A 16,404-nucleotide genomic window follows, 5' to 3' on the forward strand; every position below is an offset into this window, starting at 1 on the left:
CTGACGAGGGTCTCGGGTGGCGCCTTCCGGAAGCGCCGGGCAATTCCCCCAGACCAGGGGCCTGGGCCCCTCCGGCGCCGTGTCGGGAGGGGCGTCGTCCGAGCAACCCGCCACGGCCGTCAGGAGCAACACGGAGAGCAGGGCCCACCGCGAACCGGGCGAAGGCGAGTCATGCGAGGGGGAGAAGGTTGCCTCTTCTAGCGTTTCATTCATTGGCTCCCTGAAACCCCACGGCCCCCGGAAAGTGTCACCCACGGATTCACTTTCCGGTCGCGCGGAAGCCGCGCGCCGACTCACCGCTCCACGAGCACGTCCAGCATCACGTTGGCCTGCAGACGCACCTCGCGCGAGGGCATGCGGCCCTTGCCCCGCACGGGGGCAGGCTCATGGAGCCCGTCCGAAGTTCGTGGAATCGTGGTGGAACCTGGTCAACTGAGACTTCGTGAACCAGAACTTCGCCTGAGCGTAGCCGGCCAAAAGAAAAAAACCCGCCGCGGCGGGTTTTTTTCATGGCCCCGCGCGCGGGGCACCTGTTGTCAGCTACGGTTGATCTTCAGAACGCCGTTCGGCGCCGTCAGCGTACCGGTGCTGCTGCGCGTGAGCTTCATGCGCGTCGTGCTGACCGGCGTCAGCGTATAGGTCGCGCCCTTCTGCAGCCCTACCACCAACGTCGGCGCTTTCGAGCCCGCATCGACCGTCCAACTGATTTCGTCCGTGGTGGCGGATGGCGCGACACCGCCATGGAACACCACCACGCGGCCGTCGGCCATCGCCACCGCCACGGCATTGCCATCCGACGACAACAGGCGCGCCTTGGCGATCGCGGCGGCACCGCTGGTCGCACCATCGCTGTCGTCCACGTGCAGCACGTTCAGGAAGAACTGCGCCGTCCCGACGGCCGGCGCGGTGCGTGGCTTGATCTCGACGCGCCAGGCGCCGATATCGGTGTCGCGCGACGGCTCTGGCGGTTCATCCATGAGCGCGAAGTTGCGCCACCCGATCGTGCCGTCCTGCAGCCTGGTGCGCACCATGAAGCGGCAATCCTGCGACGTGAACTCGGCACGGGGCGTCTCGAACGACGTCGTGCCCGGCACGGCCGCCTGCACGCACGAGCTGCCTTCATTCAGGCCGCCCACCAGCGCGATGTCGCTTTGCGCCGGCAGCAGCGGTTGCACCGTCACCATGCCGTTGCCGTTCCGGATCGTCAGCGGCTCGGCGGCGCCGACAAAGCCGAACTTGTAGCGACCGTTGTGCTCGTCCGTCGGTACGATCGTGCTGGTGGGCTTGTTCACGCTGTGCAGCAGCGACGTGATCTCCATATTGGGCTTGGTCGGGCGTACGCTGTCGAACACGAGGATCTTCGGCTGCTCGCCGCGCACCTGCGAACGCAGGTAGACGATGCTGCGCAGGAAGCCTGTGTTCGGATCGATCTTGCTGTTGACGTAAGCCTTGCTGGCATTACCCGTCACGTAGGCGTAGTCGCCCCCCTCCTCGTAGCTGGCCACGCCATCGAGCACGTTCGACCCGCCCGGCTGGATCTGTTCGATCGTCGGATAGGTCGCGCGTGTGCCGAACCACTGGCCGCCGTCGAGCGACCGGCCGCCGAATGTCTCCTCGTCGTACACCGTGATCGTATTGTGCGCGATCGTGCGCGTGTAGTAGTTCAGCCAATGCACGCTGCCGTAGTTGTCGTAGCGGCCGGAATCGAGCAGCAGCGGCGCCTTGTAGCTGAGGGAGAAGGCGTTCTGGTCCAGGTGATGATGGTTCTCGCTGATGAACGACGACGATTTGAAGTCCAGCAGCGTCGCCTCCGCGTGGGTCCACGTGTCGCGCATCAGCACATTGCCGGCCGTCTTGAAGTGGCGCGACAGCGGCAGCGCGGTCGTCGGCGCGGCTGTCGTCGGCTTCGGATACAGCAGGCGCTCCTCGAACAGGCCCACGTGCGAGGCGCTACGGTAGCGCATGATGTCGTTCCAGTAGTAATTCGCCGCATGCACGTCGCCGGCCGCCGCGCCCACGAGCGCCATGCTGCCCACGCTGCGCTCGCCCAGGCTGAACGTGAAGTTGTCGCCGCCCGCCGGGAAGCTGCCGTCGGCGCGCACGCCGTAGATGTACGGGTAGATCATGTACGGTGCCGACACCATCTGCAGGCCCGAGTTGCTCGTCAGCGCCCGGTTCCACAGCAGCAGGCGGTCGGCCGTCTCGCCAGCGGAGGACGCGTACGAATACAGCGTCTGGTTGCCGCCGTTCTCGGCAACGAAGTCGCGCGCGCGCAAGTAGCCGAACTTGAAGTGGTCGTAGATCGTGTCGATCAGGCCCTTCACCTCGGGGTACGCATCGGCGATCGCGAGGAGACCCAGCAGGGAACCCGTGTTGGCGCTGGCCGTGTGGCCGCTCAGGTAGTTGGTGCGGATATTCGGACCGGCACCGGTGGTGAAGACGGGCTTGACGGCGCAGTCGAACGGGTTGGCCGTGATGGTCGGCGTCACCCACTGGCCGCTGGCATTTTGCGCCGGCGCACCGCACACGGAACCGAGCAGGTCGGTGTTCTTACCCACGACGTCGAACGCGATCGTCGCTTTGATCCGCTGCGCGAGCGCCTCGTGGTAGGTCAGTACGCCGTCCGGGCTGTCGCCTTTCAGGTCGTCGAACAGCCAGTCGTAATAGATCCCCATCGCGCCGACGCGGCCGCCCATGCTCCATTCCGGGCCGTCCACTTCGCCCGCACCAAGGTCGGCCTTCAGGAGCAGCTTGATGTGCTTTTTCGCGGCCGTCAGGAGCTCCGGCTTGCCGGTGAGCCGGTAAGCCAGCGCCAGCCACTTGGCCGGTTCGGTGATCTTGCCGCGGCCGCCTTTCGTCGTATTGCAGTAGTCGACCTGATCGGCCAGCGGTTTGCTCAGGTCGCACGTATTGTTGATCAAGTTGGCCAGCGTCGTGCTGCGACGCAGGTAACCTTGCCACGATTCGTGCAGCGCGATCTCGACCGGCAGCTCCGGCAGCGACGACCACACCTCGTTCGTCGCCAGGTTGCGCACGCTGAGGTTTTTCAGCTGGTCGCCCTTATGTCCACCCAGCACGAATTTCTGGCCAGACGCGGTCCAGCCGTCGCCGACCGGCTGCCATTTCGCCGGGTGCTGCACGTTGTCGACCTTCAGCACCGCGGTCTTCGCGCCGGCATCCCAGGTGACGACGAATTCATGGGGCGTACCGGTCGTCACCTCGAAGGTGGCGGCAAACGCGTTGATGGGTTCCGTCGTCCCGACGCGCGCGGTGCGCTGTAAGACCACCTGCACCAGGGTCCTGCCGGCGCTCGTGGCGCTGTCCGCATGGCGCACGTACAGCGAGTTCGGCGCATTCTGGTCGCCGAAGATGGTCGTGGTCGCGGTGTCGCCCGTTCCTTTGGGCACCGGCGTCAGCGTGAACTTCAACTCGCCCTTTTGCGTGGGGAACGTCTTCGGCCCCACCGCGGCTTCGATCTCCAGCAGGGTGAAGTCGAAGGCGCTCGCATACAGGCGCGGGTGTGAGGTCTTGACGGAAACGCCGCTGGGCACCCCGGCCAGCGCGGTGCCGGCAAACAGGGCGGAGACGGCGACGACGATCGGTTTCAAGACGATGGTGGATCTCTTCATGGTTTCTCCAGTTGGGCAAAACCGTTATATTTTGGCGTCGGGTTCATGGTCAGTGCTTCGGGGTTTGGGTTCACGAAGGCCCGTGGGCATCACCCCTCGAGGGAGATCGGCCAGGCCTCCACCGCGAACCACTCCGGGTGGTGCAGCACGAGGTCCGTGCGATTCGTGGGCAGCCCGTCGAGGTCATGCCCAGGGATGAGGACAAGGTCCGGAGTCGCTGCCCGGAACGCACGGACCTGATTGCGGACCGCCGCCGCGCGCTCGGCATCGACGGCGATCCGCTGCACGTCGTCGGATTCGAGCCAGTCAAAATGGACCACGGCGTCGCCCGCGAGGAGCACCGGGCCTCCCGGAAGCGCGAGCAGCATCAGGAGATCCTCTCTCGAGTGTCCGCCGCCCCCGAGTAGCACCACGCTCCCGTCTCCGAGCAGATCGGCCGCGGCGTCGAATGGAGGCGCGGTGCCACCCGCGAAGTGGACCTCATGCCACCGCCCCTCGAGGCCGTACGCGCTGGCCTGGGACGCGCTTGCCGGGCCAGCGATGATGGGCGCGTTCTCGAAGGCGGCGAGTCCTCCCACGTGATCGTCATGCAGATGCGAGATCACCACCTGGCGGACACGCGCCGGCTCGAGACCGGCCTCGCGCATCTGGGCGGGCAGCGTGCGCTCGGGCCGCCCGCGGCTCTCGAAGAGCCAGCGCATCGGCAGGGGCAACGCGCGCTCACCGTCGCGTGCCACCGCTGGCGAGAGCCCTGTATCGAAGACGATGAGCCCGTGCCGCGGATGCTCGATGACGAACGCGGGGGCGGAGCGCCAGGGCCGCACATCGCCCACGAGCAGCGAGGACATCCGGTTCGCCCCGGTGTTGAAGACGTGGAGACGCAGGCCAGGCACCGCCACGGGCCGTCCATACGGTGGCGGAGCCGGTGTCGCACCGGCCATGGCGATCGGACGGTACGGGACAAGGACCCACGCCGCTCCTCCGAGCGCGAGCGCCAATCCGGCGAGCGCGAGCCGCACGTGAGGACCGAGGCGCGCCGTAAGGCCCGGGCGCGGCGGCGCGGCGTGAGGCGAGAGGGGAGGGTTCATGGGAAGCACCTTTCGCTTCCCACTCTGCGGCCAGGCTTCGTTTCAGGCAGTGACTCGGCTGACCCCCCGGCTGACCCGGGTGACCACCGCTAGGGCGGCGAGGGCTCCTCGCTTCGGGGCGTGCGGCCCGTCCATCTGCGGAATGCGCGGTGAAAGGCGCTCGGCTCGGAGAACCCGAGGAAGAACGCAATCTCTCCGAGCGAGAGGGTGGCGTCCGCGGTCATCTTCAGCGCGAGCCGTCGGCGGATATCGTCGACAACCCGGGCAAACGTCGTGTTCTCTTCCTCGAGACGCCGGCGCAGCATGCGCGGCGAGATCCCGAGGTCCTGCGCGACATCCTCGAGCCGGGGCGTCCCATCGGCGAGGCGGCGCTCGATGTGGGTGAGCGCACGGGACGTCCAGCGCGCGCCGCGAGCGATCTCCTCGAGGAGGGCTTCGGCGTGCCGGTCGAGCACCGAGGCGAGCGCCCCGTCGGCGCGAGGGAGTGGCGCGTCGAGCGCACCCTCGGCGAAGTGCAGCTCCGCTTCGTCCCTCCCGAACCGGACCTCCTCGCACCCGAAGACTTCGCGATGGAGCGTGTCGTCCGGAGGAGGGCCGTGGGGCAGAAAGACGCGCTCGAGCAGCGAGGAGCGTTCCGCCAGATCGCGGGCCATTCTCGCCCAGGAGGCGAGGACGAACTCCACGTAGGGAGCGGGCATCGACGCCTCCATGCCCGGGCGCACATAGCGCACGCAGCGTCCCTGGACGAGCACCTCGCTCCGGTCGTTCAGGAGGCGGTGGTAGCGCGCATTTCGCTCGAGCGCGGCGCGCAGCGTGGGGCTCGAGCGCGCCGCGAACTCCAGAGCGCCATAGTCGCCAGGGACCAGCATGCGCGCCGCGTGCAGGCCAATGCCCGGCTCGGCGAGCGCCGCCGCCGAAGCCCAGATGGCCGCCGCGGTTTCAAAGGGGATGCGCGCCGCTGGCTGATCGGCGAGCCCGAGCGGGGCGAGGACCGACGACGGCTCGCACCCGTGCGCATCAAGGGCCCGGCGGAGGGGACGTAGGAAGTACGTCGCCACCGAGACCCTCTCGTTCGTGAGTCGCTGCTTCGAGGAAATGGGGCTCAATCCGGTGAGCCTACCGCATGTCCTGGCCAGGCCAGGAAGAGCCTCCAGGGAATGAAGCCAAATCCTGACGCCGTGCTCGTGTCCGCCTGGGAAGGATTCACTGGTGTTGAGCGCCAGTCCGCAGTGGCCCACAGGCCCAAGCCCACTGCCTCGCCCCTGAGGGGAGCGCGGCCTGCGCAGGTGTGTACCCAAAGGGGGCTGTGCGGCCTCTCCACGGGCTTGGCTCAGTGCTCGGGCGGCCTCCGTCAGCGGCCCTTCTCGGCCCCTCTGCACCAGCCGGTGGGAGATGGCCGTATCGTCTTCGTCGCCTCCGAGCAGGAGCACGGCTCCGAGCCCTGGGTGAGCGGTGGTTCCCCCCAGGGCGCGCGGCTGTTGCAGGACATCAAACCAGGTCCAGACAGCTCATTCCCATCCCGGTTCACGCTCTCGGATGGCTTCAGATTTTTCGTCATCTTCACGCCTTTCGTGGTAGACGAGTTGTTGCTTCATGAAGCCTCGTCAAACCCGAGCGGGCGGAGCTTTGCCTGCTCACCGCCGGTGCGGCGAAGGCTCAACCCGGTGGCCTCTCCCCATCGACGCATTCGCACAGGAATTCAACCCATGCCTCACCGCTTTCTCGCACTGCGCCTTGCCGCGGGCGCCTTGGTTGCCACCCTGGGCATGGCGGCCCACGCGGCCTGCGTGGCCAATCCGCCGACCCAGTCCGACTCCACCTTTCCGGCCAGCCTGACGGGCAAGCTCGCGTATCACAGCTACGTCGGCTACGGCGACGGCACCAGCCAGCTCTTCATCTATGACTTCGCGGCCCGCACGCTCACGCAGGTGTCCAACAGCACCTGGGGCATCCAGGATCCGATGAACGGGGTGTTCAGTCCCGACGGCAAATGGTTGGCCTTCATGGGCATCGCGAATGGTGCGTGGAACGTCTTCTTCTGGCAGGTCGGCTCCAGCGAGCTACCCGTCAACCTGACCAACAGCACTGGCGAGACGCGCAACGAGGACCCCAAGTTCAGCGCCGATGGCAAGTCGCTGCTGTTCAAGCAGAACGGCGACATCATGCAAGCCACGCTGTCGTACACCAGTTCGGGTCCGGTGTTTACCTCGGTGGTGAACCTCACCAACACGGCACCGAACGTGGAGAGTTCGATGCCGTTCGCCAGCCCTGACGGCAGCGCTGTCTATTTCGTCACCGGTGCGGGCTCCGGCATGGGGCTGTACAAGCAGACCGTCGCCACCCGCACCAAGGTCGCGTTCGACACGCCGACCGGGCTGGCGACCTACTACCCGATCGTGCGCGCCGACGGCACCGTGTTCTATGCACGCTGGAAGGACGCTGCCCAACTCGACCAGCTCTACACCAAGGTCAACCCGGGCGACACGCCCAACCAGCTCAGCATCAACGACTGCAACAGCAACAACTCCGATCCCTGGCCCGTCAACGGCACCAACTACGTGTTCTTCTCGTCCACCACGGCGGGCGGCTACCAGCTCTACCTGGGCGACACCAGCACGGGTCAGCGCTGGAGCCTGTCGCGGTTCGGGGTGAATGCCGACAGCACGCGCAACAAGCTCGGTTCGAGCTACCATCCGGGCACCGCCGTCACGGTGCCGCAGACGGTGCTGTTGTCGCAGGGCAAGCCGGCCTCGGCCTCGTCGAGCTACAACGCCAGCCTGGGCCCGAACAATGCCTTCGACGGCAACACCACCAGCACGCGCTGGAATTCGATCGAGGGCAGCGCCGCCGGCACGCAGTGGCTGATGGTGGATCTGGGCTCGGTGCGCACCATCAATGGCGTCGACCTGTACTGGGACGCCGGCGCCAAGGTGTACTACCTGCAGGCCTCGAACGACGGCGTGAACTGGACCACGTTCTACTCCACCACCAACGGCGTCTCGTACAGCCATGTGGTGCTGCCCAACCTGAATGGCAGCGGTCGCTATGTGCGCATGCTCGGCACGCAGCGCGCCACGCAGTGGGGCTACTCGCTCTACGAGATGCAGGTGTGGGGATACTGAGCAAGCCCCGCCCGCTCCTCCAGTCAACCCCGGCGCCTTCCCTCGCCGGGGGGGGCTGGTTCCGGGCAAACCCAAGACGCGCCGTGGAGGGCGTGTCCAGGCCCCTCCGAGACTCGAACTACCGGGGGCGTGGAAGGTCAGGTCACTTCGGCAGGAGCGGATCGGCCTCGCGGTCGGCGGTGACCTTCTGCGCGCTCGGGCGCTCGCCGATCTTCTGGGTGTAGCTCTTCCAGTCGATGCCGGCCGCGCCGAGCAGATCCTCGCCATAGATGTTCTTGGTGGCCATGGCGACCAGCGGCAGGCTGACGAACGCGGCGCAGTCGGCCAGGGTGAAGGTGTCGCCCGCGACGTAGGGCGAGAACTTCGCGAGCCGCTTGAAGCCGGGGATGTTCTTGTCGAGTAGCTGGCGCACGCGCTGCTGCGTCTCCTGGCTGACCGTGCCGCCGAAGAAGGCCTGGGCGTACAACTGGCGCACGGCGAGCTCCAGGTGCAGCTCGATGAAGGTGATCAGTTCCCGCATCTTGGCCTGGGCCCACGGATCCGCCGGCATCAGCGACGGCTTCGGGTACGCGGCCTCGAGATAGTCGACGATCACCTGGCTCTCGCACAGCGGGCCGTGCTCGGTGCGGATGAACGGGACCTTGCCGAGCGGCGACGCGCTCAGGCTCGCCTCGTCGGTCTTGCCCGTGCCGACGCGCTCCTCCTGGAAGGGAACGCCCTTCTCGAGCAGCACCATCTTGACCTTGTTGTAGTAGTTCGACAGTGGGAAGCCGCACAGCGTGACCATGCCGGTGTCTCCGGGTTGGGAGGCGCAGACTGGCACCCAACCCGGTCCAGCGGAAGCACGGATGCGCCCGTGCACCATCACTCGTAGCGGTAGCAGCGCTGGAGCAAGAGGGGACGCCAGGAACTGGCAGTGGGGGAGGGACGCTTCGCCGAGGAATGGGCCGAGCCCGTGGAGTTGGAAGTAGCCTTTCCGCCTTTCTCCTTCCCGCCGCGGGTGGTGCCAGGCCGCGTCGCTCGAGTTCTTTGACCCCCTGGACTGGAACGAGTCAGCGTGGCCCGAGGGAGCGGACCACATCCGTGACGACGCCACGCAGCCAGGCGTGGCGTCCGTCCTGCGTGAAGCGCGAGGCCCAGAACACGCTCATGTAGAGCGTCGGCGTTTCCACGGGACACTTCTGCACGTGGAGCCTGCCCCCGAGGACGCGCACGACGTCGTCCGGCAAGGTGGAGATCAGCTCGGTCTGCTTCACGAGCTCGAGGGCGGCAATGAACCCAGGCACGGTCACGGCCACGCGACGCTGCTGGCCGAGCTTCTCCAGCATCTCGTCCACGTAGCCACCGCCTTCCCCCCGGGGTGACACCAGAACGTGCTCTGCCGCGAGGAACGCTCGCAGCGACGCAGGCCTCTTCTCGCGTGACGCCGTCACGAACTTGCGCGCGTACACTCGTTTGACCACGAGATCGTCCACCCCGGGAACCGAGTAGTCCTCGAGGATGTCCGGCACCACACCGAGGTCCACGACGCCGCGAACCGCGTCGCGCGGCGTCTCCTCGGTGAGTGCACGCACCCGCACGTCGATGCCCGGAGCCAGCTTGCGCAAACGCGTGAGCAGCGCACCGGACAGCATCACCTGCAGGTCGTCCCCGAGAGCGAGGGTCACGATGCCCGTCGCCGTCGCCGGGTCGAACGCTTCTTCCGGCGCGAGAACACGCCGCGCGCCCGCGAGGATGGCCTCCGCCTGTGGCAAGAGCTGCTCCGCGCGACGCGTGCGCACCATCCTCCTGCCCTGTCGCACGAGGAGGGGATCTCCCGTCACCGCGCGCAGCTTCTCGAGCGTGCGACTCATCGCCGGCTGGCCCACGCCGAGCCTCTTTGCCGCGCTGGTCACGCTCGCAGTATCGAGCAGTGCCACCAGCGCCGGCAGCAGCTCGGTCGGCGTGTATCTCATGCTCTGCATGCATGCATCGTATCGGTTCTATCGATTGGAACAAAGGCTTGCGCGGCGCCATCTTGGGTGCATGGAGAACCATGCCATGAATCACAGCAAGCTCGTCGTCGTCGGAGCCGGCCAGATCGGGACGCCCCTGGTGGAGCGCCTGGCGCGCGAAGGTCACCGGGTCGTCTGGGTAAGCCGCTCGAAGCCCAGCCGCATTCCGAACGGCGTCACGCACGTGGCGCTCGACGCACGGCATGGCGCGGAGCTCGCCAGGCTCGCGACCGGCGCGCGCGCGATCATCGCCGCAGCCAACCCGCCCATCTACGACGCGGCGGTGTGGAAGAAACAGCTCGTGCCGCTCACGGCGGGACTCCTCGACGGCGCCCGGCTCTCGGGCTCACGCCTCGTTTTGCTCGACGGCCTGTACATGTACGCACTCGACCGCGGCCCGCTCAGACCGGCGACGCCGCAGGAGCCTGCGACGGAAAAGGGCAAGATTCGCAAAGCCCTCGCCGACATGGTGGTCGCCGCCCAGCGCGAAGGCGTGCGTGCGGTCTCGCTCCGCGCGTCGGATTTCCTCGGCGCGGGTCTGGCGCGCTCTCTCCTCAACGCGAGCGCCATCGAGCGCATCAAGCAGGGCAAGAGCCCCCTCTTGATTGGGGATCCGGACGTGCCGCATGCGTTCTCGATGCGCGACGACGTCATCGATGCTCTCGTGCAGCTCGCCTTCGCGCCGGACGACGTCGAGGGGCAAGTCTTTCACGCGCCCGTCGTTCACGAGACGACGCGGAACCTCGTCGAGCGCGAGGCCAGGACGCACGGCACCGCCATCGAGGTACGAGCGATGCCCGGCTGGCTCCTTCGCATCGCCGGCCTGTTCAGCCGCGACACGCGCGGACTCGTCGAGATGCTCCCCCAGTGGTCCGCGCCGTACCTGGTGGACGACTCCTCGTACCGAAAGCGATTCCAGGGGCCCCGCGCGGCTCTTTCGGAATCGGTGACGCCCGGAGATGCGGACGGCTGACGCAGAACGGGCGCGGCACCACGGCCGTCGAGTTGGACGACGACGACGAGTTCCTCGTGTTGCTCACCGGCCGCAACGCCCCCGACTTGGCGATTACGAGAACGCGGGGCGGGCGCGGCCGAGCTGTCTCCGGCCCTCTCTCGTGAGCAGTCCGCCTGATGGGAGGGCGCTCGCCCCTCACTACAGATCGATGATCCGCGCATCACCAATCTGGGTGGCCAATGAGGAGCCGAAAGCGGACGCGGGGGTCTGGAAGCCGGGCTTGTACTCGCCACCGACTACGCGCCGGGCGAGCTCGACTGCGGACAGTTGGGTGTACGTGTAGCCCGACGGCGTGTCGATGAGTGAGCGCACCACGGTCCCATCCCGGTCCGTGACCTCGGCCACGACTTTCGAGCGGCCCGCGTTTCGTTCTTCCTCCGTTGGGCCTTCGGGCATGGTCATCGGATCGGGGGGCGCCGCGAGCGCTGTCAACCCGACCTGGGCGAACTCCTCGATGTTGGGCACGCCCGTCGACTTCCAGGCGGTGATCAGATCTCCCATGGGCATGCGGAGGCAATCCTCGGGTCCTTCTCCGAAATCGAACGACTCCCGCGCGGGCGCCGTCGACGCGACGAGCTGCCCCTCCTCTCGCACCAGCGACTCGAGCTGGAGGATGGCCCCCGCGCTCCGAGCGGAGCCGCGTGAGATGCCACCAAAGTGCTTGAGCGCGAGGCGCAGACGGTGAGGACGTGGGACGCGCCTCGACGTGTGGAGGGCCAGGCAATCGCTGGGCACCACGTCCCAGCCCACTCCCGGCAGGAGCATGATTCCCGCGGAGGACGCCGCCTCCGACTTCGACTCCGCGAACGAGAAGACGCCGAGCTCGGCGGTGATGTCCAGGTAGTGGACCTTGAGCTCGATGCAGGCCTCCATGACCTGTCGCGCGGTATGGCTGAAGGGCCCCGCGCAGAGAAGGACGGAGTGCACGCCCTCGAGGCCGCGGCGCAGCGCGTCCGCGTCATCCAGGGAGAACGTACGCGAGCCCACGCCGAGCCGGTCCGCCAGCGCACGGGTCCGGGCCGCATCGCGTCCGGCGACCTCGAAGTCAAGACGTGACGCCAACGCCTGCTGGCTGATGAGTCGTCCCGAGTAGCCCGTGGCCCCATAGATGAGAAGCTTGCCTGTCATTTCCCGCTCCAGTTTCCCGGCGTCGACTCGAAAAGCCAGATGTGGCCCGGTGATGCGCCTGGGTGATGGTCTGGACCCTACGCGCGGCGCTCTTCGGTGCGGTATCCCGATGCTCCAGGACCTGTGTACGATCCTCCAGGGCCAATCCGGAGCGGCTGACGCGCGCCGAGGCATCGGGCATGATTCCCATCGGAATCCAATGACTTCGACGACCATGGCCTATCGAGAACTCGCGGGGCTCATCGACCGTTTCGCCACGCGGGAAGGTGAGGTCCAGACGTCCATCAATGGCTTGTTCCTCAGTCGATGCACGTCCCTGACACAGCCCCAGCACACGACCCAATGGCCCTGCTTCGCCCTCGTGGTGCAGGGCGCGAAATGCCTGACCCTTGGAGGCCAGGACCTCGAGTATGGGGTGGGCGACTATCTCGTGGTGGCGCTCGACCTCCCGGTGCTCTCTCGAACGACGAAGGCCAGTGTCGCCGAGCCTTTCCTGGGACTCGGGATGACCCTCAACAGCCAGACGCTTCGTGAGTTGCTGGCACGCATCGACGTCACGCCCCCGGAGCCCCGAGGCGGCGCTCGCTGCGTGGCCGTTCTCTCCGCGTCATCCGACCTGCTCGACGCCACGTTGCGCCTGCTCCGCCTGCTCGAGCGGCCCGAGGACATCCCGGCCATGGCCCCGTTGATAGAGCAGGAGATCCTCTATCGGCTCCTGACGGGACCCTTTGGTCCGAGGCTCTTCCAACTCGCGCTGGTCGACAGCCAGAGCAGCAGGATCGCCAAGGCCATCGCCTGGCTCCGCGCGAACTTCACCGAGCCCCTGCACGTAGAGGAACTCGCGGAGCACGTCGGGATGAGCGTCTCGTCCTTCCATCATCACTTCAAGGTCTCCACCGCGATCACACCCATGCAATTCCAGAAGCAGATGCGGCTTCACGAAGCGCGGCGGCTCATGCTGTTCGAGGAATTCGACGCGGGGTCGGCGGGCTACCAGGTGGGCTACCAGAGCTCATCCCAATTCAGTCGGGAGTACCGCCGGATGTATGGTCTGTCTCCGCGCCGTGACGTGGAGCGGCTCAAGGGCGCTCCCGAGTCGAAGCCAGAGAGGGTGTCAAAGAACTCGAGCGACGCGACCTGGCACCACCCGCGGCGGGAAGGAGAAAGGCGGAAAGGGCGCTGAGAAATCCCCTCGTCCCCAGCGGGCCGCCGCCTCTCGGAACGCCGCGATGAAGGTCCGGTACTGCTCACGCAACTCCCGCAGGGCCTGGCGCGTGGAGGCATGCCCCAGAAGCCAGGTGCGGCGCGAGTCGCTCGCGGCGCGGGCGTCCTCTGGCGAGTGAGTCCCGGCCCTCAGCGCACGGGCCGGAGGGTCTCCAACTCGGCGAGCAACGCCTGGAGCTCGGGCGTCTCCAGCGTGCTGAGGGTGTGGGCTCGTGGTGCGTCCCTCGCCTCCTTCATGCAGTACCTGAGAGCCAATCTCTCCAAGAAGGTGGGGCGGTGGGTGGACTGGAGTGGAGGCTTCTGGGAGAGGCGCTACTCGGCCGAGCCGGTACTGGACGACACGGCGCTGGTGGGCCGGCTGCGCTACGTGCTCGCCCATGGAGTGAAGGAAGGATGGGTGGAGAAGTGCGCCCAGTGGCCGGGCCTCACGTGCCTGCCGCAGTTGCAGGGAGCGGCGCGGCGGCTCTTCCATGGGTTCAACTGGACGAAGCGCTGGAGCAAACGCGGCAGTGGGAGCAGGGAGGAGGGGAGGGGCGGTTCGCCGAGCAGTGGGCCGAGCCGGTGGAGTTGGAGGTAGCGCCGCTGCCGTGTTGGGTGGGGAAGAGTGAAGAAGAGAGGCAGGGCGCGGTGCGGGAATTGCTCCAGGAGGTGGAAGCCGAAGCGCGTGCGCGAGGCAAGCCCGCGGAGGGGTGGAGCGCCACGGCGCGCTCACGCGGAGGGCTGGAAGTCGCTGGCCTCCAGGCCTCCGGGGCCGCACCGGACGCCCCCCCCTTCCGCGCGCTTCACGAAGGCGCTCGGGGTGAAGCCGACGAGCTCCCGGAAGTCGCCAATGAGGTGCGCCTGGTCGTAGTAGCCCGCCTCCAGGGCGATGCGTCCCCATTCCTTCGAGGTCGCCGCCAGTTGCATGGCGCGCCGCAGGCGAACGGAGCGCGCGAAGTCCTTCGGCCCGATGCCGACGCTCTCCGTGAAGGCCCGGCGAAGGTGCCGCGCCGTGACGCCCAGTTGCTCCGCCACGCGCTCCACCCGGACCTCGTCTCCTTCGAGCAATCGGATCGCACGGCGCGCGAGCCGCGCCGAGGCCGGGTCGGAGGTGTGGTGGGCACGAAGGGCAAACGCCTGGGAGAGGCGCTCGGCGACCTCCGAGGGGCTTCGCGCCGCGAGGAGCTCGAGGCGGAGCGCGTCACCCGGACGGCCCCAGAGCTCCTCCAGCGGGACGATGTGGTCCGTCAGCGCGCTCGCGCTCACGCCCAGCAACTGCGCCGACCAGCCCGGCTTGAACTGGAGCATGAGCGCCCGCGAGACGCCGGTGGTGTTCTTGAACATCGCCCGCGTCCGGGGCCCCGCCACGCAGACGTCCCCGGTCAGGCCTCCCTCGAACGTTCGAAAGACGAGGACGGTTCTTCCGTCGGGCAGCCAGTCGTGACGGGTGCTTCCAGCGGCGGACTCGAATTCACGAACGTCCTCGACGTAGCGGGACAGGGAGAAGCTCGGGGTGGCGGTGTCCGTCGTGTGGTGCACCCGCATATTCTCGCGTGCCCGCCGCGGCTATTCAATCCGACCCCACGAGGCGCGCCCCGAAAATGTCCGTTCCTTCCAATGAAGGGCTCCCGCCGCGCGGCATTGTTCGCTCACTCGACTCCCACGCCTCTTCACCGGGCCGAGCCCACGACAGGAGCTACGAATCATGAGCGCACCTACTGCCACCTCCCACACCCCCTCGCCGGTCCTCTCGGTCGGCCCCCTCGTGCTGCCGGCGCCCGGCCGCGTCGTCGACCTGCAGGTGCGGGTCTCCGCGCCCGTGACCGGCGACTCCCTGCCCATCCTCTTGATGTCGCACGGCCACGGCCGCTCCAACCACCTCTCCTCCCTGAACGGTTACGCGCCCCTGGCCCAGTACTTCGCGGCCCACGGCTTCGTCGTCATCCAGCCCACCCACCTCGATTCGAAGACGCTCGCGGCGGTCACCCGCGATTCCAAGGACCCCGAGGCGCCCCTGTTCTGGCGCTCGCGGGCCCAGGACATGACGCGCATCCTCGACCAGCTCGACACGCTCGAGCGCGCCGTCCCCACGCTCGCCGGACGCGTGGACCGGAGCCGGGTGGCCGTCATCGGGCACTCGATGGGCGGACACACCGCGAGCGTGTTGCTGGGCGCGCGGCTCCTGGATGTCGAGGGCGAAAAGGAGGTGCGCCTCACCGAGCCCCGCATCAAGGCGGGCGTGCTGCTCGCCGCGCCCGGCCGGGGCGACGCCCTCAGTCCGTTCGCGGCCGAGAACTACCCCTTCTTCAAGAGCATCGACTTCTCGTCGATGACGGCGCCCGCGCTCGTGGTCGCCGGAGACAAGGACGATTCCACCCACCTGACGGTCGCGGGCGCCCCCTGGCACGCCGACCCCTATGTCCTCGCCCCGGGCCCCAAGTCCCTGCTCACCCTGTTCGACGGGGAGCACGGACTGGGCGGAGTCTCGGGCTACGACGTCGCCGAGACCACGGACGAGAGTCCCGAGCGGGTGGCCGTCGTTCAGCGGCTCTCCTGGGCCTTTCTCCGCACCGCGCTCTACCCCGGAGACTCCGCCTGGCAGCAGGCCCAGAACGCACTGGCGGACGCGGCCAGCCCGCTCGGACGGGTGGAGTCCAAGTAGACGCCAGTCCGTGGGGCGCGCTCAGCGCAGAGAAGGGTGTCAGACGATTTGTAGGCTACGAACCCTTTGACACCTTCCCCGGCATCTTCGCCGTGGGCTCCTCGCTTCGCGCCGGGGGATCGCTGCCCTCCGTGCGGCGCTCCGGCGCCGTGCTCCGCTCCGCCAGGAGGCCCGCCTTGCGCGCGAGGGCATCCTGTACGAGTTGGCCCAGCTCCCGCTGCCCGTGGGGAAAGGGCGCGAAGCTCCCCGTCAGGGCACACAACTGCTCGCGCACCCACTGGCCCCGCTCCGTGCGCGCCTCCACGTTCCACTCGAGCAGGCCCATGACGGCGGCATCCAGCGCGGGAGGGACGTCCGGGCGGAGCACCGAGGGCGGGACGAGGAAGGGGGGTGGGGTGGCGCGCACCGTGTTGGAGAGATCCTCGTCCTGGAAGACACGCCGTCCCGTGAGGGCCTCGTGCAGCGTGAGCTCCCCCACGCGTGGTGTTGAGCGCCAGGCCGCGGTTGCCCACAGGCCCAAGCCCACTGCCTCTCCCCTGAGGGGAGCGCGGCCTGAGCAGCAG

13 protein-coding genes are annotated in these 16,404 nt (G+C 67.8%); 5 read left to right on the forward strand and 8 right to left on the reverse strand.

Annotated features, from left to right (window positions below):
* Positions 1-536: 536 nt before the first annotated feature.
* The 3 genes from F0U63_RS08095 to F0U63_RS08105 all read right to left on the reverse strand — a co-directional run bounded on the left by F0U63_RS08095 (position 537) and on the right by F0U63_RS08105 (position 5,775).
* On the reverse strand, positions 537-3,629 hold the full coding sequence (locus F0U63_RS08095; RefSeq protein WP_395845303.1) for a heparinase II/III family protein: 3,093 nt from the start codon (positions 3,627-3,629) through the stop codon (positions 537-539).
* An 89-nt stretch (positions 3,630-3,718) separates the two neighbouring features.
* Positions 3,719-4,717, reverse strand: coding sequence for an MBL fold metallo-hydrolase (locus F0U63_RS08100; protein WP_395845304.1), 999 nt, complete (start codon positions 4,715-4,717; stop codon positions 3,719-3,721).
* Positions 4,718-4,806: 89 nt separating this feature from the next.
* Positions 4,807-5,775 carry an AraC family transcriptional regulator ligand-binding domain-containing protein gene (locus tag F0U63_RS08105; RefSeq protein ID WP_395845305.1) on the reverse strand — a complete coding sequence of 323 codons (969 nt, stop codon included), beginning with the start codon at positions 5,773-5,775 and terminating at the stop codon, positions 4,807-4,809.
* A 648-nt stretch (positions 5,776-6,423) separates the two neighbouring features.
* On the opposite strand from F0U63_RS08105, the gene F0U63_RS08110 reads away from it, so the two are divergent.
* Positions 6,424-7,839: a discoidin domain-containing protein gene (locus tag F0U63_RS08110; RefSeq protein ID WP_395845306.1), complete on the forward strand. Its 1,416-nt coding sequence runs from the start codon at positions 6,424-6,426 to the stop codon at positions 7,837-7,839.
* A 142-nt stretch (positions 7,840-7,981) separates the two neighbouring features.
* On the opposite strand, the gene F0U63_RS08115 is transcribed toward F0U63_RS08110, so the two are convergent.
* Positions 7,982-8,626, reverse strand: a complete 645-nt coding sequence (locus F0U63_RS08115) for a glutathione S-transferase (protein ID WP_071900954.1) — start codon at positions 8,624-8,626, stop codon at positions 7,982-7,984.
* 265 nt (positions 8,627-8,891) lie between these two features.
* The gene (locus F0U63_RS08120) at positions 8,892-9,803 is read right to left on the reverse strand and encodes a LysR family transcriptional regulator (protein ID WP_395845307.1); all 912 of its coding nucleotides are present in this window, start codon (positions 9,801-9,803) and stop codon (positions 8,892-8,894) included.
* 76 nt (positions 9,804-9,879) lie between these two features.
* On the opposite strand from F0U63_RS08120, the gene F0U63_RS08125 reads away from it, so the two are divergent.
* Positions 9,880-10,806: an NAD-dependent epimerase/dehydratase family protein gene (locus F0U63_RS08125; protein ID WP_395845308.1), complete on the forward strand. Its 927-nt coding sequence runs from the start codon at positions 9,880-9,882 to the stop codon at positions 10,804-10,806.
* Positions 10,807-10,986: 180 nt separating this feature from the next.
* On the opposite strand, the gene F0U63_RS08130 is transcribed toward F0U63_RS08125, so the two are convergent.
* The gene (locus F0U63_RS08130) at positions 10,987-11,976 is read right to left on the reverse strand and encodes a saccharopine dehydrogenase family protein (protein WP_395845309.1); all 990 of its coding nucleotides are present in this window, start codon (positions 11,974-11,976) and stop codon (positions 10,987-10,989) included.
* Between the two features lie 199 nt (positions 11,977-12,175).
* Here F0U63_RS08130 and F0U63_RS08135 point away from each other — a divergent pair, with 199 nt between their 5' ends.
* Complete coding sequence (locus tag F0U63_RS08135) at positions 12,176-13,159, forward strand: AraC family transcriptional regulator N-terminal domain-containing protein (protein ID WP_395845310.1); 984 nt, start codon at positions 12,176-12,178, stop codon at positions 13,157-13,159.
* A gap of 99 nt (positions 13,160-13,258) precedes the next feature.
* Complete coding sequence (locus tag F0U63_RS08140) at positions 13,259-13,777, forward strand: hypothetical protein (protein WP_395845311.1); 519 nt, start codon at positions 13,259-13,261, stop codon at positions 13,775-13,777.
* A gap of 131 nt (positions 13,778-13,908) precedes the next feature.
* Here the strand turns inward: F0U63_RS08140 and F0U63_RS08145 are convergent, their stop codons facing one another.
* The gene (locus F0U63_RS08145) at positions 13,909-14,718 is read right to left on the reverse strand and encodes a helix-turn-helix domain-containing protein (RefSeq protein WP_395845312.1); all 810 of its coding nucleotides are present in this window, start codon (positions 14,716-14,718) and stop codon (positions 13,909-13,911) included.
* A gap of 166 nt (positions 14,719-14,884) precedes the next feature.
* Here F0U63_RS08145 and F0U63_RS08150 point away from each other — a divergent pair, with 166 nt between their 5' ends.
* A complete protein-coding gene (locus tag F0U63_RS08150; RefSeq protein ID WP_395845313.1) occupies positions 14,885-15,841 on the forward strand; it encodes an alpha/beta hydrolase family protein in 957 nt (318 codons plus the stop codon).
* 55 nt (positions 15,842-15,896) lie between these two features.
* Here F0U63_RS08150 and F0U63_RS08155 read toward each other — a convergent pair whose 3' ends face one another.
* Complete coding sequence (locus F0U63_RS08155; protein WP_395845314.1) at positions 15,897-16,361, reverse strand: hypothetical protein; 465 nt, start codon at positions 16,359-16,361, stop codon at positions 15,897-15,899.
* Positions 16,362-16,404 lie beyond the last annotated feature (43 nt).

It is taken from the genome of Cystobacter fuscus, assembly GCF_044360685.1.
Taxonomy (GTDB): Bacteria; Myxococcota; Myxococcia; order Myxococcales; family Myxococcaceae; genus Cystobacter; species Cystobacter fuscus_C.